Origin of the sequence: Aeromicrobium sp., assembly GCF_047607065.1 — a bacterium.
Classification (GTDB): domain Bacteria; phylum Actinomycetota; class Actinomycetes; order Propionibacteriales; family Nocardioidaceae; genus Aeromicrobium.
In genome coordinates this window covers 1-21768 of the sequence record NZ_JASGDU010000056.1, presented here as the reverse complement: position 1 = coordinate 21768, position 21768 = coordinate 1, and the positions used below count along the sequence as shown (strand labels likewise).

23 protein-coding genes are annotated in these 21768 nt (G+C 68.2%); 17 read left to right on the top strand and 6 right to left on the bottom strand.

The genetic code is table 11. The features are described 5' to 3' along the window. Nucleotides 1–12 precede the first annotated feature (12 nt). From QM597_RS09105 to rlmN, 5 genes are read left to right on the top strand one after another with little or no spacing between them, the layout of a single operon-like run. Nucleotides 13–2442 carry a circularly permuted type 2 ATP-grasp protein gene (locus tag QM597_RS09105; protein ID WP_415004563.1) on the top strand — a complete coding sequence of 810 codons (2430 nt, stop codon included), beginning with the start codon at nucleotides 13–15 and terminating at the stop codon, nucleotides 2440–2442. Next, nucleotides 2439–3320 carry a transglutaminase family protein gene (locus QM597_RS09100; RefSeq protein WP_415004562.1) on the top strand — a complete coding sequence of 294 codons (882 nt, stop codon included), beginning with the start codon at nucleotides 2439–2441 and terminating at the stop codon, nucleotides 3318–3320. Before QM597_RS09105 ends, QM597_RS09100 begins: the two co-directional genes overlap by 4 nt. Before the next feature lie 28 nt (nucleotides 3321–3348). After that, entirely contained in the window at nucleotides 3349–3903 is a 555-nt protein-coding gene (locus tag QM597_RS09095; protein WP_415004561.1) for a nuclear transport factor 2 family protein, read from the top strand. Nucleotides 3904–3928: 25 nt separating this feature from the next. Beyond that, a complete protein-coding gene (locus QM597_RS09090) occupies nucleotides 3929–4909 on the top strand; it encodes a putative zinc-binding metallopeptidase (RefSeq protein ID WP_415004560.1) in 981 nt (326 codons plus the stop codon). Nucleotides 4910–4969: 60 nt separating this feature from the next. Beyond that, on the top strand, nucleotides 4970–6094 hold the full coding sequence (gene rlmN / locus QM597_RS09085; RefSeq protein WP_415004559.1) for a 23S rRNA (adenine(2503)-C(2))-methyltransferase RlmN: 1125 nt from the start codon (nucleotides 4970–4972) through the stop codon (nucleotides 6092–6094). A gap of 316 nt (nucleotides 6095–6410) precedes the next feature. Here the strand turns inward: rlmN and QM597_RS09080 are convergent, their stop codons facing one another. Beyond that, nucleotides 6411–7586, bottom strand: coding sequence for a hypothetical protein (locus QM597_RS09080; RefSeq protein WP_415004558.1), 1176 nt, complete (start codon nucleotides 7584–7586; stop codon nucleotides 6411–6413). 38 nt (nucleotides 7587–7624) lie between these two features. Here QM597_RS09080 and QM597_RS09075 point away from each other — a divergent pair, with 38 nt between their 5' ends. After that, nucleotides 7625–7972, top strand: a complete 348-nt coding sequence (locus QM597_RS09075) for a zinc ribbon domain-containing protein YjdM (RefSeq protein ID WP_415004557.1) — start codon at nucleotides 7625–7627, stop codon at nucleotides 7970–7972. A gap of 25 nt (nucleotides 7973–7997) precedes the next feature. Further along, on the top strand, nucleotides 7998–8534 hold the full coding sequence (locus QM597_RS09070) for a hypothetical protein (protein ID WP_415004556.1): 537 nt from the start codon (nucleotides 7998–8000) through the stop codon (nucleotides 8532–8534). Between the two features lie 190 nt (nucleotides 8535–8724). Here QM597_RS09070 and QM597_RS09065 read toward each other — a convergent pair whose 3' ends face one another. Together QM597_RS09065 and QM597_RS09060 are read right to left on the bottom strand one after the other, a co-directional pair. Next, the gene (locus tag QM597_RS09065; protein ID WP_415004555.1) at nucleotides 8725–9036 is read right to left on the bottom strand and encodes a hypothetical protein; all 312 of its coding nucleotides are present in this window, start codon (nucleotides 9034–9036) and stop codon (nucleotides 8725–8727) included. Between the two features lie 9 nt (nucleotides 9037–9045). Then, nucleotides 9046–10281, bottom strand: coding sequence for a YibE/F family protein (locus QM597_RS09060; RefSeq protein ID WP_415004554.1), 1236 nt, complete (start codon nucleotides 10279–10281; stop codon nucleotides 9046–9048). A 9-nt stretch (nucleotides 10282–10290) separates the two neighbouring features. Here QM597_RS09060 and QM597_RS09055 point away from each other — a divergent pair, with 9 nt between their 5' ends. Then, nucleotides 10291–11076: a phosphotransferase gene (locus QM597_RS09055; RefSeq protein WP_415004553.1), complete on the top strand. Its 786-nt coding sequence runs from the start codon at nucleotides 10291–10293 to the stop codon at nucleotides 11074–11076. Nucleotides 11077–11238: 162 nt separating this feature from the next. Here the strand turns inward: QM597_RS09055 and QM597_RS09050 are convergent, their stop codons facing one another. The 3 genes from QM597_RS09050 to QM597_RS09040 are packed head-to-tail and all read right to left on the bottom strand — an operon-like array spanning nucleotide 11239 to nucleotide 14310. Then, nucleotides 11239–12033 carry a GTP pyrophosphokinase gene (locus QM597_RS09050; RefSeq protein ID WP_415004552.1) on the bottom strand — a complete coding sequence of 265 codons (795 nt, stop codon included), beginning with the start codon at nucleotides 12031–12033 and terminating at the stop codon, nucleotides 11239–11241. Nucleotides 12034–12057: 24 nt separating this feature from the next. Next, on the bottom strand, nucleotides 12058–13230 hold the full coding sequence (locus tag QM597_RS09045) for a serine hydrolase domain-containing protein (protein ID WP_415004551.1): 1173 nt from the start codon (nucleotides 13228–13230) through the stop codon (nucleotides 12058–12060). A 39-nt stretch (nucleotides 13231–13269) separates the two neighbouring features. Beyond that, nucleotides 13270–14310 carry a DNA polymerase domain-containing protein gene (locus tag QM597_RS09040; protein WP_415004550.1) on the bottom strand — a complete coding sequence of 347 codons (1041 nt, stop codon included), beginning with the start codon at nucleotides 14308–14310 and terminating at the stop codon, nucleotides 13270–13272. Between the two features lie 128 nt (nucleotides 14311–14438). Between QM597_RS09040 and QM597_RS09035 the strand changes: the two genes are divergently transcribed. The 9 genes from QM597_RS09035 to QM597_RS08995 all read left to right on the top strand — a co-directional run bounded on the left by QM597_RS09035 (nucleotide 14439) and on the right by QM597_RS08995 (nucleotide 21438). After that, the gene (locus tag QM597_RS09035) at nucleotides 14439–15143 is read left to right on the top strand and encodes a helix-turn-helix transcriptional regulator (RefSeq protein WP_415004582.1); all 705 of its coding nucleotides are present in this window, start codon (nucleotides 14439–14441) and stop codon (nucleotides 15141–15143) included. Beyond that, nucleotides 15140–16591, top strand: a complete 1452-nt coding sequence (sufB, locus tag QM597_RS09030; RefSeq protein ID WP_415004549.1) for a Fe-S cluster assembly protein SufB — start codon at nucleotides 15140–15142, stop codon at nucleotides 16589–16591. Before QM597_RS09035 ends, sufB begins: the two co-directional genes overlap by 4 nt. A gap of 332 nt (nucleotides 16592–16923) precedes the next feature. Further along, a complete protein-coding gene (gene sufD / locus QM597_RS09025) occupies nucleotides 16924–17718 on the top strand; it encodes a Fe-S cluster assembly protein SufD (RefSeq protein ID WP_415004548.1) in 795 nt (264 codons plus the stop codon). After that, nucleotides 17711–18031 (top strand): non-heme iron oxygenase ferredoxin subunit, encoded by a 321-nt coding sequence (locus tag QM597_RS09020; protein WP_415004547.1) that lies wholly within the window; start codon nucleotides 17711–17713, stop codon nucleotides 18029–18031. The genes sufD and QM597_RS09020 overlap by 8 nt, the downstream gene beginning before the upstream one ends. Before the next feature lies 1 nt (nucleotide 18032). After that, nucleotides 18033–18800, top strand: a complete 768-nt coding sequence (gene sufC / locus QM597_RS09015; protein ID WP_415004546.1) for a Fe-S cluster assembly ATPase SufC — start codon at nucleotides 18033–18035, stop codon at nucleotides 18798–18800. After that, a complete protein-coding gene (locus QM597_RS09010) occupies nucleotides 18800–20035 on the top strand; it encodes a cysteine desulfurase (protein ID WP_415004545.1) in 1236 nt (411 codons plus the stop codon). The genes sufC and QM597_RS09010 overlap by 1 nt, the downstream gene beginning before the upstream one ends. A 3-nt stretch (nucleotides 20036–20038) precedes the next feature. Further along, complete coding sequence (gene sufU / locus QM597_RS09005) at nucleotides 20039–20485, top strand: Fe-S cluster assembly sulfur transfer protein SufU (protein WP_415004544.1); 447 nt, start codon at nucleotides 20039–20041, stop codon at nucleotides 20483–20485. Beyond that, complete coding sequence (locus QM597_RS09000) at nucleotides 20482–20841, top strand: metal-sulfur cluster assembly factor (RefSeq protein WP_415004543.1); 360 nt, start codon at nucleotides 20482–20484, stop codon at nucleotides 20839–20841. Before sufU ends, QM597_RS09000 begins: the two co-directional genes overlap by 4 nt. Before the next feature lie 132 nt (nucleotides 20842–20973). Next, a complete protein-coding gene (locus QM597_RS08995; RefSeq protein WP_415004542.1) occupies nucleotides 20974–21438 on the top strand; it encodes a type II toxin-antitoxin system VapC family toxin in 465 nt (154 codons plus the stop codon). Nucleotides 21439–21768 lie beyond the last annotated feature (330 nt).

Sequence of the window (21768 nt, the reverse complement as noted above, 5' to 3'; positions counted from 1 at the left end):
TACACCGCATCGGTGGAGCAGGCACCGCCCGGCTCGGCCCGATACGACGAGGTCGTCGCGCCCGACGGCGCGTTGCGTCCCGCCTGGAAGGCGCTGGCGAGTTCGGCCATGGGCCTGGACCGTGCGGAGTTGCAGCGGATCAGCGGCGACATCGCGCGTTTCCTCAGCGACGACGGCGTGCTCTACTCGCGCCCCGGACAGGCCCCGGCGGGGTGGCGGCTCGATCCGATCCCGCTCGTGGTCTCTGCACGCGAATGGTCGGTGCTGGAGGTTGGTCTGGCCCAGCGGGCCGAGGTGCTCAACGCCGTCCTGGTGGACCTGTACGGCCCGCAGCGGCTGCTGGCGACGCGGGTGATTCCGCCCGAGGTGGTGTACGCCCACAGCGGATTCCTGCGGGCGCTGCGCGGCACGAATACCGACCGGCATCCTCTCGTCACCTCGGCCACCGACATCACCCGGACGGCGTCGGGCGACTGGCAGGTGCTCGCCGACCGAACCGGCGCGCCCTCGGGCATCGGCTACGCGATGGAGAACCGGCGGGTCATCAGCCGGGTCATGCCGGGGCTGTACCGCGAGGCCGGGCTGCACCGCGTCGCGCCGTTCTTCCGTGCGCTGAGGTCGGCACTGATTGCGGCAGCACCGATGGATTCCGCCAATCCCCGCGTGGTGCTGCTCTCGCCGGGGCCTCAATCGGAGACGGCCTACGATCAGGCCTTCATCGCCTCCAGCCTGGGTTTCCCGCTTGTTCAAGGCGGTGACCTCGTCGTCAAAGACGGCTTGGTGTGGATGCGAGTTTTCGGGGAACTCGAACGGGTCGACGTCATTGTGCGGCGGGTCGACGCTGCCTGGAGTGATCCCCTGGAGTTGCGCGGCGACTCCCAACTCGGCGTCACCGGACTGGCCGAGGCGGTGCGACGCGGCACGGTCCGTGTGGTCAACGGCCTCGGTGCCGGGGTCGTCGAGAATCTCGGCCTGGCTCCCTTCCTAGCGCGCGCCTGCGAGGTGCTGCTCGACGAGCCATTGCGGCTGCCGTCAGTACGGTCCTACTGGCTGGGCGACCGTGACGAGTATGAGCGGGTCCGGCCCCGCATCGAAGATCTGGCCGTCCGCAGCATCGATCGCAGCGTGGCGCTCGACGGCCTAGCGGCCGAGGAGATGCTGTCACGTATCGATACCGCACCGCACCGCTTCGTGGCCCAGGAACGACCGCACTACCCTCAGGCCCCGGCGCTGACCGCCGACGGCGTGCGCCCCGAACCGGTGCTGATCCGGGCTTTCACCGTGCGCCACGGCTCGGCCTACCGACCTCTGCTGGGCGGTCTCGGTTCGGTAGTGGAGCCGGGTCCGGCACCACGTAGCAAGGACGTCTGGGTGCTCAAGGCCAGTCCTGACGAACCCGATCAGCGTCTGGTCGAGGTGCTGCCGATGACCAATGTGCGAGCGCCTTCGGCGATGGTGCCCCGCGTGCTGGACGACATGTTCTGGTTCGGTCGCTATGCCGAGCGTGCCGAGGACACCCTCCGGTTACTCATCGCGGCGCACGGCCTCGCGCAGGACTTCAGCCTCCGGCCGTGGTCGACCGGCGGGCGGACGCTGCGGGTACTCGCCGACAAGCTCCACGATCTCAGCCTCAGCCCGGTCGGACCAGACGACTTCGACGACGACTTCCGTTCGCTGCTGCTGGACGCATCCCGGCCCGGCTCGGTCGCCCAGTCGATCAGTTCGTTGCGCAATGCCGCCCAGGCGGTCCGTGACCAGCTCTCTCCGGACGTCTGGCGAGTCTTCGGTGCCCTCGACCGGGCGGCCGCAGCCCTGGCCGACTCGCCGCTCAGCCACCAGATCAACGATTCGGCCGGGCGCATGCTGACGGCGATCTCGGCCCTGCACGGTGTCAGCGACTCGATGATGCGCGACGACGGATGGCGCATGATCGTCATCGGCCGGGCGGTCGAGCGCTGTCAGCAGGTCGTCTGCCTCCTGGAGGGAACGGTCACGGTGCGCCGGGGCCTTGACGTGGACCGCGACATACTCACCACGACGCTTGGGGTGGCCGAGAGCGCGGTCACCCACCGGCGCCGGTACCGGGGGTACGTCCGTCCGGCGGGTGTGGTCGAGCTGCTGCTATTCGACCGTGACAACCCCCGCTCGGTCGCCTTCAATATCGACCGGATGGCCGAGGTGCTGTCGCTGCTGCCGGCCTCGACCGGATCGACGCGGCCCGAGCGGCTGCTCGGTGACCTGCGGACCGAGATCGACAGTCTCGACCCGGCGGGCCTGGTCGCCATCGAGGGCGAGCGCCGGCCGCATCTGGATCAGGCGCTGCGCACGCTGCGCGGCTTGCTGACCCGGTTCGCCGATGCCGTCGGCGAGGTGCATGTGGCTTCGGTGCCGACCCCGCGCTCCTTCGATCTCGGCGTGCCGACGGGGGAGGGGAGACTGTGAGGTACCACGTGCGTCACACGACGGTCTACACCTACGACGACGATGTCACCGACAGCTATGGCGTGGCCCACGTGACGCCTCGGGAGCTGCCGTGGCAGCAGGTCAGCGGCCACGAGGTCAGTGTGATGCCCGGCGCGACCGATCAGCACGCCTGGAGCGATCACTACGGCAACACTGCGACGTATTTCCAGGTCGACGAGGTGCATCGGGTATTGCGCATTGAGGCGAACTCCGATGTCGTGGTGTTGACTGAGGAGCGCCACGAGTGGGCCGACGCCCAGCCGTGGGAGTCCTGCCGTCCACGTGAACGCAGCGATGTCGCCGATGCGTGGTCGGCGGTGGAGTTCGCGCTGGAGTCCGATCTCGTGCCGCGCAACGAGCGTGCTTTCGCGTATGGGGCGGCATCGCTCACACCGGGGCGGCCGGTCGCCGAGGCCGCGCTCGACCTCATGCATCGCATCCACGAGGATTTCGAGTACGAACAGGGTGCCACCACCGTCAGCAGCACCATCGACGACCTGTTCGAGGCGCAGGCGGGGGTCTGTCAGGACTTCGCCCACCTGACCTTGGCTTGTCTGCGTTCGCACGGCCTCGCGGCCCGATACGTCAGCGGCTACCTCGCCACTGATCCGCCGCCGGGGCGCGAGCGCATCGTCGGTGCTGACGCCTCGCACGCCTGGGTCGCGGTGTGGGTGCCGGGCGGTACTTGGCTGGCCATCGACCCGACCAACGACCAGCGTGCGGGGGAGCGCTACGTCACCACCGCGTGGGGGCGCGATTACAGCGACGTCCCCCCGGTCAAGGGCGTGATCTTCAGTGAGGCGACCAGCTCCAAGCTCGCCGTCGAGGTCGATGTGGCACCGCTCGGCGCACTGTGACCACCACCGGTCTGTCACGATGATGGGCATGAACGGCGTCGTTTCCCCGGCGGCGGGCCGCGCGCGCGTTCCGTGGCCGGCCGTGGTGCTTCTCGGCTTCGTCGGTGCCGTCGCCGCCGGAGTCCTGTTCGGCCTGGTCGCCGGGCTGGCCGCGCGTGAGGGCATCGACCGTGCGACGCCTCCGGGGGTGCCCGATCCGGGCCAGGCCGTCGTGCTGTGGGACCAGGCGTTCCGCGCGGGCGACTGCGAGTTGTTCCAGCAGACCACCACGGCGGACTTCCGCGCCGACTACGGCCAGGCCGAGGCCGACTACTCCACCTGTGACGGCTTCGAGGAGGGCCTGGAGGAGATCGAGGACGGCAAGCCCGACGACTTCTGGCGCACCTACGAACTCGACGTCGTGGAGGTCCGGGTCGACGGCGACACCGCGCGGGTCGAGACCGAGGAGACGTGGGAGTACCTCGACGGCCCGCGGGTCCGGAGCGCTTCGGACTCCTACACTTACGACCTGGTGCTCGTGGCGGGGACGTGGCGGATCGACGACGCGAGTTTCCTCGACACCGGTGCCGAGATCACCACCTGACCCGCTCGACGAGGAAGGATCGACCATGCGCGTTTTCTCGTGTGGGACCTGCGACAACCGGCTGTTCTTCGAGAACAGCGTCTGCGTGACGTGCGGGTCGGCGCTCGGCTATTGGCGTGAGCGCGGCGAGATCGTGGTCGTGGACGACGCGGGCCGTTTCGTCGATCCGGAAGGTTTCATCTGGCATGTGTGCGTCAACCTCAACCTGTCGGGCTGCACCTGGCTGACGCGGATCGAGGGGAGCGCGTGCGAGGCATGCGCGCTGACGAGGGTGCGCCCGGCCGACGACGATCCGGTCGGTCTGGCGCAACTTCCGGTGGCCGAGTCGGCCAAGCGTCACCTGCTGGTCGAGTTGGACCGGCTGGGCCTGTCCTATGTGCCGCGCGCCGCCGACCCGGTGGGCGGATTATGTTTCGACATGCTTTCCAGCGTCGGGGAGAACGTCGTGATCGGCCACGCCGACGGCGTCATCACCATCGATCTTGCCGAGGGCGATGACGCGCACCGGGCCAAGGTGCAGTCCGAGATGGCCGAGCCGTATCGGACGATGCTCGGCCACCTGCGTCACGAGGTGGGTCATTACATGCAGTCGCTGCACGTCACCGGCGAGACGCTGGAGCGGGCGCGGGAGTTGTTCGGCGACGAGACCGTGTCGTATGCCGATGCCATCGACCGGCACTACGCCGAGGGGCCGCCGGAGGACTGGGCCGAGCGGCACATCAGCACGTACGCGACCATGCATCCTTTCGAGGATTTTGCCGAGACGTTCGCCCATGTGCTGCACATCCACGACACGGTCGACACGGCCCGCTGGAACGGGCTGCTCACCGTCGATCCGGAGGCTTTCAGCCTGTTCGGCGACCTGGTGACCGGGGTGTGGATGCCGTTGTCGACGGCGCTGAATCAGATCAACCGCAGCATGGGGTCCGACGACCTGTATCCGTTCGTTATTCCGCCGCCGGTGCTGGCCAAGCTGGACTTCGTGGACTCGCTGCGCCGCCGGTGAACCCGGCCTGCCGGTGGCATGGATTCGGCGCAGCGCCCGTAGCGATGGGACACTGGTGCGGTGAGTGACGAACCCAAGACCCTGCCGCTGGTGCTGTCGGCACCGCGCGGGCGGGCCAAGCCTCCGCGGCACCTGGCCGACTTGAGCGCCGAGGAACGCACGGCGGCCGCCGCCGAGTTGGGGGAGCCGGCGTTTCGCGTCAAGCAGGTCGCGCGCCACTATTTCGCGCGTTTGGAGCGCGATCCGGCTGCGATGACCGACCTTCCCGCGAAGAACCGCGACGCCATCGCCGGGGCGCTGCTGCCGCAGTTACTGACGCCGGTGCGGGTTTTGGAGGCCGACCGCGGCACCACGCGCAAGACGCTGTGGCGGTTGTTCGACGGAGCGCTCGTGGAATCGGTGCTCATGCGGTACCCCGACCGGGCGACGATCTGCGTGTCGAGCCAGGCCGGCTGCGGCATGGCGTGTCCGTTCTGCGCGACCGGCCAGGGCGGACTGCAGCGCAATATGAGCACCGCAGAGATCGTCGATCAGGTCGTCGACGGGGCCGCTGCGATGGCGCGCGGCTTGGTACCCGGCGGGCCGGGTCGGCTGTCGAACGTGGTCTTCATGGGCATGGGCGAGCCGATGGCCAACTACAAGGCCGTCATCGGGGCGGTGCGCCGCATGGTGGCACCGGCCCCGGACGGTCTCGGGCTGTCGGCGCGCAACATCACCGTCAGCACGGTCGGTCTCGTACCCCGGATGCGTCAGTTGGCGACCGAGGGCATCCCCGTGACGCTGGCGCTGAGCCTGCACGCGCCTGACGACGAGCTGCGCAACGAACTCGTCCCGATCAACACGCGCTTCAGCGTCGCCGAGACGGTCGAGGCAGCGTGGGAGTACGCGAAGGCGACCAAGCGGCGGGTGTCGATCGAGTACGCGATGATGCGCGACATCAACGACCAGGCGTGGCGCGCCGATCTGCTCGCCGACGTGCTCAATGCGTATGGCGACTGGGGCTGGGTCCACGTCAACCTGATCCCGCTCAACGAGGTTCCCGGTTCGCAGTTCACCCGTTCGCGCGACGGCGACACCGACGAGTTCGTGCGACGTCTGCAGGCCAAGGGCATCAGTACCACCATCCGCGACACCCGCGGCAGCGACATCGATGCCGCCTGCGGCCAACTAGCCGCCGCAGAGTGAGTTCTTCCGGGGAGCAGTATTGAGGCTGTGACTTCACCTTTGTTGCCTCCTCCGCCCGTGGCAGTCTCGCAGAGTCCGGTAGGTCACGCCGAAGCCTCTGGGGTGGCCCGACGAGGTTTCGCCCCTGTAGAATCCGGGCCATGTTCTCTCCTTGAGAAGTGCTGGCGGCAGCAGCATTGATGTTCACTGTGTTGGGCTTGTTCCTGGGTTCTTAGCGGAATCAGGCGATACTGCTCTCTCAGATGAGTTGTCGTTCGTTTCTCCTGATCGACGATCCAACCTCGCCCTCTTGGCGGGTTTCATAGGTTCAGCCGCCTCACGTCGGCCGGCGTTGCTGGGCTAGCCAGGTGTGGTTGACGATGGCAGCCGTGACCTCGTCGCGAAGTTGTTTGGCGTCCGGGCCGCGCAGCAGGTTCCGCGCGTACCAGGGGGAGTCCGTGAGGTGGGGGCTGCCGTCGTGGACGCGGCGGGCGAGCCGATCCACGTACTCGTGGCCTTCTGTGCGATAGGCCTCCACCTCGGTCTCGTCGAGTTCGATCAGCGCCGAATCATCGAGCATCGAACTGACGACATAACGGGCCTCGAGGAAGAACGCTCCGGCCCGCTCCACGAGGAACCAGGCTCCGGGTTCATGGTCCACATACCGCATGGCAGCAGCCGCCTGCGCGATCCGCTCGGCGTCACCCCACCACTCGACCGGAGGGATGGCTTCCATCCGGTGCCGCCGGGCATCATTCGGCGAGGCATAGGTGAGCTTCGCCGGCGCGCTGCGCCTCAGGATGAGGCACAGGACCCTCCGGCAGGCGGTGCAGGTCAGCTGGCTCTCGGCGCGCTTCATGAGGCCCGATGCGTGGAGCGGCTGCAGGTCGGCGAGCCGGACCCAGTGGGCGTTCTCGGTGAGCAGCCCGTCCTCCAGCGCCCTGGCGAGGGCTTGGACGGTGGCGTCGATGTCGAGGCCGCCCGAGACGGTTCGCACGAGCAGGTCGGCGCAAACGGGGCATTCGTCGTTCTCCGGACGGGGGAACAGCCCAGGGTCATCGGCCGTGATCGTGATGCCGACGAGATTACCGGTCTCGTTCCAGCCGCGACGATCGGCGAAGTCGCACCGCACGTAGCCGGCGTCGAGCGTGAAATAGGGGGTCCCGAAGCCGGCAAAACTGCGCGGTGCTTCGAGGGCGGCTTTGAGGTCCTCGAGCATCGCCTCGTTGCCGACGCCGGGGATCCATGCGGCCAGGTCGATGCCCGGAGCGCCCGGTCTGGCCAGACGAAGGCACACGGCGATGACCCGGCCGTCACGCAAGATGAGGTCGGCCCCAGAGGCGAACGACAACCGGGCGGACCGATAGGCCGGCACCCCGACGAGGCGTTCGGTGACAGCCGCAGGTGTGCTGCCCAGGGCCTCGACCAGTCGTCGCGTGGCCGGATGCTCCTCGGTCTGCCCGAGTGCTTCGAGGATCATCGGTAGCCGGGTCCGTGTTCGCCATCGCTCCATGTGTCCATTGTCGATGCTGCAGTGGTTCAATGTCGGCCATGAGCCTGCCCCCGTGTCCCGACTGCGCCAGTGAGTACGCATATGAGCAGGGTGCGCTGCTCCTGTGCCCGATGTGCGGCCTGGAATGGTCGCCGGCCGCAACTGAGGAGGTCGCCGAGGGTGACGTGATCCGCGATGCGGTCGGCAACGTGCTCGCCGACGGCGACACGGTGACGGTGGTCAAAACGGTCAAGGTCTCCGGCGGCGGAGGCGGATCGATCAAGGTCGGCACGAAGGTCACCGGCATCCGCCTGTCGCCCGGTGCGGGCGACGGTCACGACATCGACGCCAAGGTGCCCGGCTTCGGCAAGATGAAACTCAAGTCCAGCATCGTCAAGAAGGCCTGAGCCGGGTGCGGATAGCCTCGGCACCATGACCACGCTGGCGCATGTTCGGACGGCCTTGAAGCGCCTGCCCGAGGTTGAGCAGGGCACACACGTCGGCATGGAGTCGTGGTCGGTGGCCGGTCACGGATTCCTGACCGTCACCAAGGAGCGCGACGCGATCCGGCTGCGCCTGCCGGCCGAGGACACCGAGCAGGTGCTCCGCGACATCCCCGGATCGACGCTCGTGACGCGGGGCGACGCCGTGCTCGGGGTCTCGATCGGCCTGGAGGCGATGAACGGAATGCAGGCCAACGCCGTGATCGGCCGCTCATGGGCGCACCGCGCTCCGAAGCGCCTGACGAAGGCCGCCACGGCGTCGTCCGGCGGCGACACGGACCTTCCGCCCGGCCGCGGCCGTCCGGCGGCCTCGGCTCTGCGGGCGGCAGGCATCGCCACGCTCGCGGACGTCAGTGGTCACCGGGCGAGCGAGATCGCGGCACTGCACGGCGTCGGTCCGAAGGCGATCCGGCTCCTCGGCGAGGCGCTGGCCGAACGCGGCCTCACCTGGCGAGAGCCGACCTGATCCGCGACGTTTTCAGAACGTCCGCGAATGGGCGCTTGCTGAGGTGTGTAGGCCGCTTGCGGCCGGAGCCGGGTCCTGAGGTGCCCCGACGGAGGAGGGGCCTCGAAGGGCGAAGCCTGTAGTGGCGGGTCCCTTCGAATGTGCTGCGCTTGCACCTCAGGGACCGAGGTTCACCTACTGGCGGACGTTCTCAGTCGTCGCCGGGGTCGTGGAGGGTGACGCTGCGCAGGGTTCCGTCGGCGTCGAACTCGGCGTTCTTGCGCGGCGGGTCGTCATCGGCCGACGGCAGTACCGCGCCGACCTTCTTCTGCCGTTCTAGTTCTTCGCGCGCATCACCCCGACCGGGGCTGAAGACGTTCTCGATCATGCCCAGGCCGTTGCCGCCGGTGCCCAGCCCCGCACGCCCGCCGGGCTTGTCGAGGGAGCGCTGAAACAGCCAGGTGGCCCCGAATCCGACGAGGGCGATGCCCCCGATGACGAGAACCGGTTCCAACCACGACATAGGCCGAGCCTACGCCGTCGCGTCCCGGCGGACGCGACGGCCAAGGTTCGGGTCCTCGCTCGGCGGCGGTGCGAGCCACACGGCGAAGAGCGTCGTCACCGGAACCGCCAGCACCAAGCCGATGGCCCCGACCAGCGTGCGGACGACCTCCTGCGCGATCTCCTCGCTGGTCAGTACGTCGACCAGCCCTCGCTGATAGGCGGTGATGAGGAGCATGACGGTCATCGCCGACCCGGCATAGGCGAACACCAGGGTGTAGACGCTGGAAGCGATGTGATCGCGGCCGATGCGCATGGCCGAACGGAACACGTCCCACTTGCTCGCCAACGGCTGCAGTGCCCGCATCTCCCAGACGGCGCTCGCCTGCGTGACCGTCACGTCGTTGAGCACGCCCAGGCCCGCGATCACCATGCTCGCCGCGACGATCCCAGGCATGTACAGCTGGGGCGCGGTGGCCACCAGCAGCGAGTCGTCCTCCGAACTCAGGCCGGTCAGGTGCGACCAGTCGGTGCCGATCAGGCCGACGACGGCGGTGAAAGCGATGCCGAACAACGTGCCGAACAGGGCCGACGTGGTGCGGATCGAGATGCCGTGCGCCAGATAGAGGACCGCGATCATTATCGCCGTGGAGCCGACCACAGCGACGAGCACGGGAGACTCGCCGGTCAGCATGCCGGGCAGGACGAACTTCATCAGCGCCAGCAGGGTCACCACGATGCCGACGAGGGCTAGCGCGCCGCGGAGCCGACCGACGAGCGCAACGAGCACCGCGAACGCGAGCGCCAGGGCGAGCAGCGGGAAGCCGCGCTGGTAGTCGCGGAACTCGTACGTCGCGTCCTGTCCCTGCGGCTGCAACTTGACGAGCGTGACCTCGTCGCCCTCGTCCATCGCCGCGGCGACATGGCGGGTCGGGTCGAGGACGAACTCGGCTATCTCGCCGTCATCGACCGTGGCGGTGACGTTGGCGCAGTCGCCGTCGACGGTCGGCATGCTGTCAATGCCGATGTCGCCGGTGCTGCCGCAGTCAAAGGCCTCGACAGAGGTGACGGTGGCCTTGACCGTGCTGACCCCCTCGCCGCTGTAGGGATCGGTGTCGTGCGGCACGTCCGAACCGGACGGCCACAGTGCGATCATCGCCAGGCAGGTGGCGACCGCCAGGGCGGCGACGACGCCGATGAGGATGCGCGCGAGTTCGGGGCGGGGCGGGGCGTTCAGGTCGGATCCATGCCCGTGGTTGTGTGACACCATCACAGGGTGCCACGTGACGACGAATCCGCAGACCCGCTGCTCCCGCCCGAGCACCTGCCTGGCGGCTCCGGGGGAGTGTGGCGGGTCGGGCGGACCGTCCGACGCCCCGTGGGTCCGTGGACTCCGGCGGTGCATGAACTGCTCGGCTGGCTCGCGGAGCAGGGCCTGGGCGGCATCCCGCATGTCAGCGGCATCGACGCCAAAGGGCGCGAGATCGTGTCCTATATCGAGGGCCGTGGCGTGCCCGTCGACGACGAGGTGGTGCTCGACTCGGTGCTGGTCGAGGCGGTCGCCTGGCTGCGCGAATATCACGACCTGGCGGAGTCCTACCGGCCGGACGGACCGCGCCTGTGGCGTCAGAGCGGCGGGCCGGTCGCGCTGGAGCCGGGCCAGATCATCTGCCACAACGACCCGGGTGCCTACAACTGGATCATCCAGAGCGGTCACTTCGTGGCGATGATCGACTGGGATCTGGCCGGGCCGGGCGAGCCGCTGGACGACCTCGCCTTCTTGTGCTGGACGGCGATCCCGCTGTACCGCGACATCGGTGCCGCCGAGGCCGCGCGACGCCTCGACCTGGTGGTCGACACCTATGCCGAATGCGGGCCGATCACCCTGCTCGACGCCGTCGAGCGGCGCATGACGACCGCGACCGAGCGGATCGCCGCCGGTATCGAACGAGGCGATCCGGGCATGATCCATCTGGCCTCACGCGGCGAGCCGCAGCGCACCCGCGACCGGCTCGCCGACTTCCGCACCCGTCGGCCCGCCATCGAAGCCGCCCTCGCCTGAGGGAGTGCTGATTTATTCGGGTTGTGCGTCGCCTACTGGTCCCTGAGGTGCGTAGGCCGCCTGCGGCCGAAGCCTCGAAGGGACCTACCAAGGCGGGCCTCGCCCTTCGAGGCTCGCAAGCTCGCGCCTCAGGGACCGGAAGTAGAACGTGCGGGGTGTGTGTTAGGGCGTCGGGTCGCCTTCGGCGAGGTGGCGCAGTTGGGCGAGGAGGGCGTCGGACGGCTCGATGTCATCGGCGCTGAGGCTGCGGCGGATCTCCTCTGGAAGGGTCGCCACCCCGTCGGCGTCGAGCGACTTGACCTCCTCGTGCAGGTCCTCCATCAGCGTGTCGAGCGCATGGGCCGCTTCGGCCGCGTCGCGTAGCCGGTCGGCGAGATCCGACGGCACCGCGCCCCGGTACTTGTAGTGGATCTTGTGCTCCAGGCTGGCCCAGAAGTCCATCGCGATGGTGCGCAGTTGCACCTCCACCGTCACCGGGAGCGGCCCGTCGCTCAGGTGTACCGGCACCGACACGAGGGCGTGCAGGCTGCGATACCCGTGCGGCTTGGGCGAGGCGATGTAGTCGCGCACCTCGACCACCGTGATGTCGCTCTGCGAGGTCAGCAGGTCGAAGACCCGGTACACGTCGGAGACGAAGCTGCAGGTCACCCGGACGCCGGCGATGTCGGTGATGGTCGCGCGGATCGACGCGAAGGTTGGTTCGGAACCCTTGCGCTGCATCTTCTCGGCGATGCTGTCGGGACTCTTGAGCCGCGAGGCGATGTTCTCGATGGGGTTGTTGTCATGCATGAGCGCGAACTCGTCGCGCAGGATCGTCAGTTTGGTGACGATCTCCTCCATGGCGAACCGGTGCGGCAACATGAACCGCATGAAGTCCTGCCGCAGGCCGCGCATATCGTCGATGCGCACGACCTCCTCGTCGCTGGTGCGAGTGACGGTCGGCTTGGGTGTCTGCACGGCACCAGGGTAGGCGGTGGTGTGTCAGCCGCCCAGGGCCTCGGCGATGGCGCGCATCGCGTCGATGGTGTCGATTTCGTCCTGCTCGGTGCCGTGGTCGCTGAGTTTGACGATGACCGTGCGGGCGTCGGGGTCGACGTAGATGTACTGCCCGTAGACGCCGATGGCGCTGAAATCGCCGTCGCTGGAGGGCGCATGCCACCACTGCGCGGAGTAGCCCCAGTCGGAGACCTTGTGTTCGGCGGGCGTGGAGATGCGGTCGATCCATGCCTCGGAGACGAGCCGGGTGCCGTCGACCCGGCCGCGGTCGAGGACGAGCTGCCCGATGCGGGCGAAGTCCAGTGCGGTGGCGTTGAAGCAGCAGTAGCCCTTCTCGATCCCGCCGTCGTGGTCGAGGTTCCAGGTCGCATCGGCTCCGGCGCCGAGCGGCGTCCACAGGCGTTCGGAGGCGAGTTCGGCCAGTGGCTTGTCCTCGATCTCGGTCAGGATCATGCTCAGCATCTGCGTGTCGATGCTCCGGTACTCGCCCTTGCTGCCGGGCGTGAAGGCCACCTTCCGGTGGTCGGCGATGTAGCCGGGCAGGTCGGTGCTGAGGAAGAGGCGTGCGGTGCCGGTGAAGGGCCAGTAGGCCTTGTAGTTCTCCGACACGTCGATGCCGGAGGTCATGTCGAGCAACTGTCCGACAGTGATGTCGTCGTAGGCGGTGCCGCCGGTCTTCAGGTCGGGCAATAGGTCGACGAGGCGGTCGTCTTCGGATAGTGCGCCGCGGTCGATGGCCTGGCCGACGAGCAGCGAGACGATGGATTTGGCGACCGACCACGAGGAGAGCCGGGTGTCGGCATCGACGCCGCCGGAATACCACTCGTGGACGACCTGCCCGTCGTGGAGCACGACGAAGGCCCGCGTGTGAGTGGTGTCCAGCATGTCCTGCACGCCGATGTCCTCGCCCTTCCACGGGACGGTGGCCGGAAGTTCGACATCGCCCCGGTGCGGCAGCTCGATCACCGGCCCGGAGTTGGTGACCGGTCGGGCGGCGAATCGGGTTCCCTGGGCCGACGGGCCGGTGAGCTGGAGGCGCACGAGGTCGTGCGGTGCCGGGATGTGCATGACCGCCGCAGCGCCATAGGCCAGGCCGACGAGCACGGCCAGGGCGGCGGCGACGGCGATCAGCGGTCGGGTCAGGGTCTGACGAGCCATGTCGGCCAGCATGTCATCGCCGATGACGTCGTGGGAGTCCTATCCCTTCTTTGCTTTGCTCGGCTGTACACGTTTGGGTTCGCCGGGCATCTTCGGGTAGTCCGGGGGATAGGGCATCTCGACCGGGTTCTCTTCCCACAGCTCCAACAGGGGCGTGAGGTCATGGGCGACGTCGTCGATCTCGGCCCAGGCGTCGCCCTGATCGCGCAGCAGCGCGGGAACCGATCCGAGGTGGAAGTGCCGGGGGCTGTCGAGGTCGGCCAGATCGTCCCAGGCCAGCGGGAAGGACACCGGAGCGCCCGGCCTCGGACGCGGCGAGTACGCGCTGGCGATGGTGCGATCCCGCGCATTCTGGTTGAAATCGACGAAGACCCTGGCACCGCGTTCCTCCTTCCACCAGGCCGTCGTGACCCTGCGGTGGCGCTGTTCCACCGCGCGGCCGACGGCGATGGCGGCATGGCGGACGTCGGTCACCGTCCACCGTGGTGCGATCCGGGCGAACACGTGGACGCCCCGGCTGCCGCTGGTCTTGGCGAAGGCCCGGATGCCGAGCTCGGCGAGCAGATCGCGCACCGCGAGCGCCGCCTCGACCGCATCGCGGAAATCCGTGCCCTCCTGCGGGTCGAGATCGATGCGCAACTCGTCGGGACGGTCCACATCGCCGCGCCGCATGGCCCACGGATGAAAGGTGATGGTGCCCATGTGGGCGGCCCAGGCGACGTCGGCGATGTGCGCCGGGCAGATCTCGTCGGCCCGCCGGCCGGAGGGGAAGCGGATGCGGACGGACGGCACGTGCGCGGGTGCGCCCTTGGGTACGCGCTTGGAGTAGAACGCTTCGCCGTACTCCTTGGCGGTGGTGAGTCGCATGCCCTCGCGCACGCCCTTCGGCCAGCGTTCCAGGGCGGTCGGGCGGTCGCGCAGGGCGCGCATGAGTCCGTCCTCGACGGCGATGACGTATTCGACGACCTCGAGTTTGGTGAAGGCGGGCGTGTGCTCGGTCGCCTCGAAGACGATCCTGTCCGGACTCGACACCCGCACCGCGATGCCGCCCGCGTCGACCTCGACCGCTCTCGTCGCCATGACCCGACGCTACGGCATGCCGGCCCTGACCAGTGCGCTTCTCGTCCCAGAGGTGAGGTGTGCCTCACTGAGGCGGGCCTTCGTTGAAGCGAGGAAATGAATAACGGCACACTGGCGTTGTGAAAAACATGGCGACCAGCGAGAACACCCCAGGAGGGGCGTCCGTCGACGACTCCCCGACGCGGGCGCGCGTCGCCGAGGCGATCCTGCGCGCCGGGCCGTCCACCGCCGTGCAGCTTGCTGCGGAGTTGGACCTCACACCCGCCGCCATCCGCCGCCACCTGGACCATCTGGTCGCCGAGGGCACGCTGGAGGCCCGCGAGCAGCGGGTTCAGGAACGCCGAGGGCGGGGCCGCCCGGCGAAGGTCTTCGCCCTCACCGACGCCGGCCGAGGCCAGTTCGCCCACGCCTACGACCGGATCGCCGTGGACGCCCTCGCCTTCCTGCGCGAGACGGTCGGCGACGACGCTGTGCGCGATTTCGCCGACCACCGTCTTGCCGACCTGCGCGAGCGCGTGGCGCAGCGCCTGTCCGAGGTCGGCCCGCTGGAACGTCCCGCAGCACTCGCCGAAGCGCTCAGCGCCGAGGGCTTCGCGGCCTCGACCAGCCGGACCGGCACCGGCACCCAGATGTGCCAGCACCACTGCCCGGTGGCCCACGTCGCCGAGCAGTTCCCCCAGTTGTGCGAAGCCGAGGCGGCGATGTTCGCCGAACTCCTCGGTACCCACGTGCAGCGCCTCGCCACCATCGCCCACGGCGACGGTGTCTGCACGACCCACCTGCCCCATCCCCAGGCCACACGGCCCCACGCAGCAGAGAAGGTGACGCCATGACCACCACGTCTCCGGAGGAGACCGGTACCGGGGCCTCCATCGAGGACCTCAACCCCGGCCTCAAGGACGTCGGTCGGTACGAGTTCGGCTGGGCCGACCCCGATATCGCCGGCGCGAGCGCCCAGCGCGGCCTGACCGAGGCCGTCGTCCGCGACATCTCGGCCAAGAAGAGCGAGCCGCAGTGGATGCTCGACCTGCGCCTGAAGGGCCTCAAGCTCTTCGGCCGCAAGCCCATGCCCACCTGGGGTGCGTCGCTGGACGGCATCGACTTCGACAACATCAAGTACTTCGTGCGCTCCTCGGAGAAGCAGGCCGCGAGCTGGGACGACCTGCCCGAGGACATCAAGAACACCTACGACAAGCTCGGCATCCCCGAGGCGGAGAAGCAGCGCCTCGTCGCCGGCGTCGCCGCGCAGTACGAGTCCGAGGTCGTCTACCACTCGATCCGCGAGGACCTGGAGGCGCAGGGCGTCCTCTTCTTGGACACCGACACCGCACTCAAGGAGCACCCGGAGATTTTCCAGCAGTACTTCGGCACGGTCATCCCGGTCGGCGACAACAAGTTCGCCGCGCTCAACACCGCAGTGTGGTCGGGCGGCTCGTTCATCTACGTGCCCAAGGGCGTCCACGTCGACATCCCGCTGCAGGCCTATTTCCGCATCAACACCGAGAACATGGGCCAGTTCGAGCGGACGCTCATCATCGCCGACGAGGACTCCTACGTCCACTACGTCGAGGGCTGCACCGCGCCGATCTACAGCAGCGATTCGCTGCACTCGGCGGTCGTGGAGATCATCGTCAAGAAGGGTGCCCGCGTCCGGTACACGACGATCCAGAACTGGTCGAACAATGTCTACAACCTCGTCACCAAGCGGGCGGTCTGCGAGGCCGGGGCGACGATGGAGTGGGTCGACGGCAACATCGGATCGAAGGTCACGATGAAGTACCCGGCCGTCTACCTCATGGGCGAGGGCGCGCGCGGCGAGACGCTGTCGATTGCCTTCGCCGGCGAGGGCCAGCATCAGGACGCCGGCGCGAAGATGGTCCACGCGGCCCCGCGCACGTCGAGTTCGATCCTGTCCAAGTCGGTTGCCCGTGGCGGCGGGCGTACGTCCTACCGCGGCCTGCTGCAGGTCAACGAGGGTGCCGAGGGTTCGGCCAGCACGGTCAAGTGTGACGCGCTGCTCGTCGACCAGATCAGCCGCTCCGACACGTACCCGTACGTCGACGTGCGCGAGGACGACGTGACCCTCGGCCACGAGGCCACGGTCTCCAAGGTCAGCGACGACCAGTTGTTCTACTTCATGAGCCGCGGCATGGAGGAGGACGAGGCGATGGCGATGATCGTGCGCGGCTTCGTGGAGCCGATTGCGCGCGAGCTGCCGATGGAGTACGCCCTCGAACTGAACCGCCTCATCGAGTTGCAAATGGAGGGTGCTGTCGGATGACCGTCATCGAGAACGCGCTCGAACACGTCGAGAGCCACCTGCATCCCGAGCCGTCCTATGACGTCGCGGACCACCCGGTGCCGACCGGCCTGGAGGAGATCTGGCGCTTCACGCCGCTCAAGCGGCTGCGTGGCCTGCTCGACGGTGCCCCGTCCGACGCGCACCTGACGTGGAAGGACGAACTGCCCGCCGGTGCCACGCTCACCACGATCACGACCGACGACGCCACGGCGCTCGGCGGCATCGCGCCGTTGGACCGCCTGGCGGCCCTCGCCGTCGAGAACTCCGGGGGAGCGACGCTACTGAGCATCGACGGCGAGTTGGCCGAACCGGTGCGCATCACGCTGACCGGCGAGGGCGCGGACCGCACGGTCTGGGGCCACGTCGTCGTCAAGGTCGCGCCCTTCTCGAAGGCGACGGTCCTGTTCGACCACGGCGGCTCGGCCACGTACGCCGCCGCCGTCACCTACCTGATCGGCGACGGTGCCCAGGTCGAGGTCGTCAGCCTCGCCGACTGGGACGACGACGCGGTCCACGCCACGCAGAACAGCATCACCGTCGGGCGCGACGCCACGGTGCGCTTCTTCGAGTTCACCCTCGGCGGCGACCTCGTGCGGTCGTCGACCAACGTCGACTACGCCGGCCCCGGTGGCAGCGCAGACCTGCTCGGCGTCTACTTCGCCGACGCGGGCCAGCACCTCGAACACCGCCAGTTCGTCGACCACACCGCGCCGAAAACCCGTAGCAACGTCGAGTACAAGGGCGCGCTGCAGGGCCAGGACGCGCACACGGTCTGGATCGGCAACGTCCTGATCCGCAAGGTCGCCGAGGGCATTGAGACCTTCGAGCAGAACGACAACCTCGTTCTGACCGACGGTGCGAAGGCCGACTCGGTGCCGAACCTGGAGATCGAGACCGGCGAGATCGCCGGGGCCGGCCACGCGAGCACCACGGGCCGCTTCGACGACCTGCACCTGTTCTACCTGCAGAGCCGAGGCATCCCCGAGGATGAGGCCCGCCGCCTCGTCGTACACGGCTTCTTCAACGACATTATCCGCCGCGTCGGCGTGCCCGATCTCGTGGAGCGGCTGGAGGCCGCAGTCGAGGAGGAATTGGCCGATGTCTGACAAGCACTTCGCCGCCCCGCTGGACCTCGTTCCCGACGCCGGATCGCTCGCTGTGACGGTGGACGGTCACGAGATCGTGCTCGTGCGCGACGGCGACGAGGTGTTCGCGCTGCGCGACGAGTGCTCTCATGCGGCCATCCCGCTGTCGGAGGGCGACGTGGAGGGCCGCACCATCGAGTGCTGGCTGCACGGCTCGCGCTTCGACGTCACCACGGGCGAACCGCTGAACTTCCCGGCCACCGAGCCGGTCCCCACCTACCCCACCACCATCGAGGACGACCGCGTCTACGTCGCCCTCGCCAAGGAGAACTGACATGACCACCCTGGAGATCACGAACCTGCACGTCTCGGTCGACACCGAAGACGGCGAGAAGGAGATCCTGCGCGGCGTCGACCTGACGATCAAGTCCGGGGAGATCCACGCGATCATGGGTCCCAACGGCTCGGGCAAGTCCACGCTCGCGTACTCCATTGCCGGGCATCCGAAGTACACCGTCACCGACGGCGAGGTGCTGCTCGACGGGCAGAACGTGCTGGAGTTGAGCGTCGACGAGCGCGCTCGCGCCGGGCTGTTCCTGGCGATGCAGTACCCGGTCGAGGTGCCCGGCGTGTCGGTCGCGAACTTCCTGCGGACCGCCAAGACCGCCATCGACGGCGAGGCACCGAAACTGCGCACCTGGGTCAAGGACGTCAACGCCGCGCTGGAGCGGGTCACGCTCGATCCGTCCTTCGCGCAGCGCAGCGTCAACGAGGGCTTCTCCGGCGGCGAGAAGAAGCGCCACGAGATCGCCCAGCTCGAGTTGCTGAACCCGAAGTTCGCGGTGCTCGACGAGACCGACTCCGGTCTGGACATCGACGCGCTGCGCGTGGTCTCCGAGGGGGTCAACCGCTACAGTGCCCAGGGCGACCGCGGCGTCCTGCTCATCACGCACTACACGCGCATCCTGAAGTACATCGAGCCGGACTACGTCCACGTGTTCGTCGCGGGCCGCCTGGCCGAGACCGGTGGCAAGGAACTGGCCGAACAGCTCGAGGTCGATGGGTACGACAAGTACGTCAAGGCTGCGGCTGCGAGCGCCTGATGTCCGGCTCCTACGACGTCGCGCGGGTTCGGGAGGACTTCCCGATCCTGCAGCGGCACCTCGCCGGGGACCTGCCGCTGGTCTATCTCGACAGCGCTAACACGTCGCACAAGCCCCGGCAGGTCGTCGACGCCATCGACGCGCACTACCTGGCGCACAACGCCAACGTCGCCCGCGCGATGCATCAGCTCGGCGCGGAGGCCAGTGAGGCTTTCGAGCTGGGACGGACGAAGGTCGCGGCCTTCATCGGCGCACCGCAGCGCGAGGAGGTCGTCTTCACCAAGAACGCCTCCGAGGCGATCAACCTGGTGGCGCGCGTGCTGGGCGATGCGGGACGGATCGGCCCTGGCGATGAGATCGTCATCAGCCAGATGGAGCACCACTCCAACATCGTGCCGTGGCAGTTGCTCGCCGAGCGCACCGGCGCGACAATGCGCTGGTACGGCATCACGCCCGAGGGACGCCTCGACCTGGACAACGACCCGATCACCGAGCGCACGAAGGTCGTCGCGGTCACCTGGGTCTCCAACATGCTCGGCACGATCAACCCGGTCGCCGAGGTCATCGCGCGGGCGAAGGCGGTCGGCGCGCTGACGCTGATCGACGGCTCACAGGCGGTGCCGCAGATTCCCGTCGACCTGGCCGCGCTGGGGGCGGACTTCGTCGCCTTCACCGGACACAAGATGGTCGGGCCGACCGGTATCGGTGTGCTGTGGGGCCGCTACGACCTGCTCGCCTCGCTCCCGCCTTTCCTCGGCGGCGGCGAGATGATCGAGACCGTGGCGATGGAGGGGTCCACGTTCGCGCCGCCGCCCGCCCGTTTCGAGGCCGGCACGCCGCCGATCGCCCAGTCTGTCGGGCTGGGTGCGGCGGTCGACTATCTGACCTCGCTCGGCATGGAGAACGTGGCCGCGCATGAGCAGGCGATCACCGGCTACGCCCTGGAACGGCTCGCCGAGATCGACGGCCTGCGGGTCGTCGGCCCGGCCGAGGCCGTGGATCGCGGCGGGGCGATCAGCTTCACCCTCGACGGCATCCACCCCCACGATGTCGCCCAACTGCTCGACAGCAGGGGCGTCGCCGTGCGGGCCGGGCACCACTGCGCCAAGCCGGCGCACGCCCATTTCGGCGTGCAGTCGACCACGCGGGCGTCGTTCTACCTGTACACGACCACCGCCGAGATCGATGCGCTCGTCGAGGCGATCTGGCACACCAAGAAGTACTTCGGAGCCTGACTCGTGGACGTTGATGCGCTGTATCAGGAGATCATCCTCGACCACTACAAGAACCCGCACGGCGCGGGCCTGCGCGACGGCGGCGATGCCGAGGTGCACCACGTCAACCCGACCTGCGGCGACGAGATCACGCTGCGGGTCCACCTGGACGGCACGACGGTCCGCGATGTTTCCTATGCCGCCGAGGGCTGTTCGATCAGCCAGGCGTCGGCCTCGGTGCTCAACGACCTCGTCGTGGGGCACAGCGTCGCCGACGCGATGAGCACCCTGGAGGCCTTTCAGGAACTGATGCAGGGCAAGGGTCAGGTCGAACCCGACGAGGAGGTGCTGGAGGACGGCATCGCCTTCGCCGGAGTGGCGCAGTTCCCGGCGCGCGTGAAGTGCGCTCTGCTGTCGTGGATGGCTTTCAAGGATGCCGTGGCCCAGGCTGCGGGAAAGGACGCGCAATGACCGACCACTCCGATCTGCCCGAGGTGCCGGTGACGCCGAGTGCTGCGGCCACCACCGAGGATGTGATCGAGGCGATGAAGGATGTCGTCGATCCCGAACTCGGCATCAACGTCGTCGACCTCGGCCTGGTCTACGGTGCTCACGTCGACGAGCACAGCAATCTCGTGCTTCAGATGACGCTGACGTCGGCGGCCTGCCCGCTGACCGACGTCATCGAGGACCAGACCCGCTCGGCGCTCGACGGCATCGTCAACGAGTTCCGCATCGACTGGGTGTGGATGCCGCCGTGGGGTCCGGACAAGATCACCGACGACGGCCGCGAGATGCTGCGCGCCCTCGGCTTCAACATCGGCTGAACGCCGAACTTGCGCGATGGCCTACGGCGCGACTTTCCCGATGACCGAGAAGGGCGACGCTAACGGCGATGGCCGCCAACGAGGAACCCTTCCAGCAAAGTAGTTGTGCATACTACTTTGGAGGCGGTCGTCGTGACGACCGTGACGGCAGCCGAGTTCAATCGGCGACCCAGCCGACCTCAGGTGACGGCTTACCTGCTTGACACCAACGTCATCGGCGAACTCCGCAAGCCCTCATGCAACCGGGGTGTTGCCGAGTGGACGTCCGGCCAGTCGGTGCATGACCTGGCGATCAGCATCGTGACGATCATCGAAATCGAGACCGGCATCCTGCGGGTGGAGCGCCGCGACCGGGATCGGGCGGCGGTGCTGCGATGGTGGTTCGAGAGGGCCGTGCTGACCGGCTTCGCTGGACGCATCCTGCCGGTCGATCTGGTGGCCGCCCGGCAGGTGGCGGTGCTCCATGTTCCCGACCGTGCTTCTCAGCATGATGCCCTGATCGCCGGTACCGCTCTCGCGCAGGGCATGACGGTCGTGACCAGAAACGTCGCGGATTTCCAGCGATCCGGCGTGCCCACGATCTGCCCGTGGGTGTGAGTTCGCGCGTGTCTTGAGAGGTTGGGCCAGTGGGGGGACTCGGTCCCTGAGGTGCGAGGCCGCTTGCGGCCGAGCCTCGAAGGGCGAAGCCCGTTGTGGGTTGGGTCCCTTCGAGGTGTGCTGCGCTCGCGCCTCAGGGACCGGATCGGCCCGCTGGCTGAGGTGCGTAGGCGGCTTGCGGCCGGAGCCTCGAAGCCCGGTGTGGTTTGGGGGCGTGAGTTGTGTCACGTGGTGGGGGCTGGGGTGGTGGCGGAATCGCTGGTATTTCGGGGTTTTCGGTCTCTTGTGGTGGGGAATCGGGTGGCGGTGTGGTGAGGAAGTCGTACGGGT

What these genes read in the sequence shown, in the direction of transcription:
- QM597_RS09095 (WP_415004561.1), top strand. Translation starts at nt 3,349, where the DNA reads ATGAACGGCGTCGTTTCCCCGGCGGCGGGCCGCGCGCGCGTTCCGTGG.
- QM597_RS09090 (WP_415004560.1), top strand. Translation starts at nt 3,929, where the DNA reads ATGCGCGTTTTCTCGTGTGGGACCTGCGACAACCGGCTGTTCTTCGAG.
- QM597_RS09080 (WP_415004558.1), bottom strand. Translation starts at nt 7,586, where the DNA reads ATGGAGCGATGGCGAACACGGACCCGGCTACCGATGATCCTCGAAGCA.
- QM597_RS09075 (WP_415004557.1), top strand. Translation starts at nt 7,625, where the DNA reads ATGAGCCTGCCCCCGTGTCCCGACTGCGCCAGTGAGTACGCATATGAG.
- QM597_RS09070 (WP_415004556.1), top strand. Translation starts at nt 7,998, where the DNA reads ATGACCACGCTGGCGCATGTTCGGACGGCCTTGAAGCGCCTGCCCGAG.
- QM597_RS09065 (WP_415004555.1), bottom strand. Translation starts at nt 9,036, where the DNA reads ATGTCGTGGTTGGAACCGGTTCTCGTCATCGGGGGCATCGCCCTCGTC.
- QM597_RS09045 (WP_415004551.1), bottom strand. Translation starts at nt 13,230, where the DNA reads ATGGCTCGTCAGACCCTGACCCGACCGCTGATCGCCGTCGCCGCCGCC.
- QM597_RS09040 (WP_415004550.1), bottom strand. Translation starts at nt 14,310, where the DNA reads ATGGCGACGAGAGCGGTCGAGGTCGACGCGGGCGGCATCGCGGTGCGG.
- QM597_RS09035 (WP_415004582.1), top strand. Translation starts at nt 14,439, where the DNA reads ATGGCGACCAGCGAGAACACCCCAGGAGGGGCGTCCGTCGACGACTCC.
- sufB (WP_415004549.1), top strand. Translation starts at nt 15,140, where the DNA reads ATGACCACCACGTCTCCGGAGGAGACCGGTACCGGGGCCTCCATCGAG.
- QM597_RS09020 (WP_415004547.1), top strand. Translation starts at nt 17,711, where the DNA reads ATGTCTGACAAGCACTTCGCCGCCCCGCTGGACCTCGTTCCCGACGCC.
- sufC (WP_415004546.1), top strand. Translation starts at nt 18,033, where the DNA reads ATGACCACCCTGGAGATCACGAACCTGCACGTCTCGGTCGACACCGAA.
- QM597_RS09010 (WP_415004545.1), top strand. Translation starts at nt 18,800, where the DNA reads ATGTCCGGCTCCTACGACGTCGCGCGGGTTCGGGAGGACTTCCCGATC.
- QM597_RS09000 (WP_415004543.1), top strand. Translation starts at nt 20,482, where the DNA reads ATGACCGACCACTCCGATCTGCCCGAGGTGCCGGTGACGCCGAGTGCT.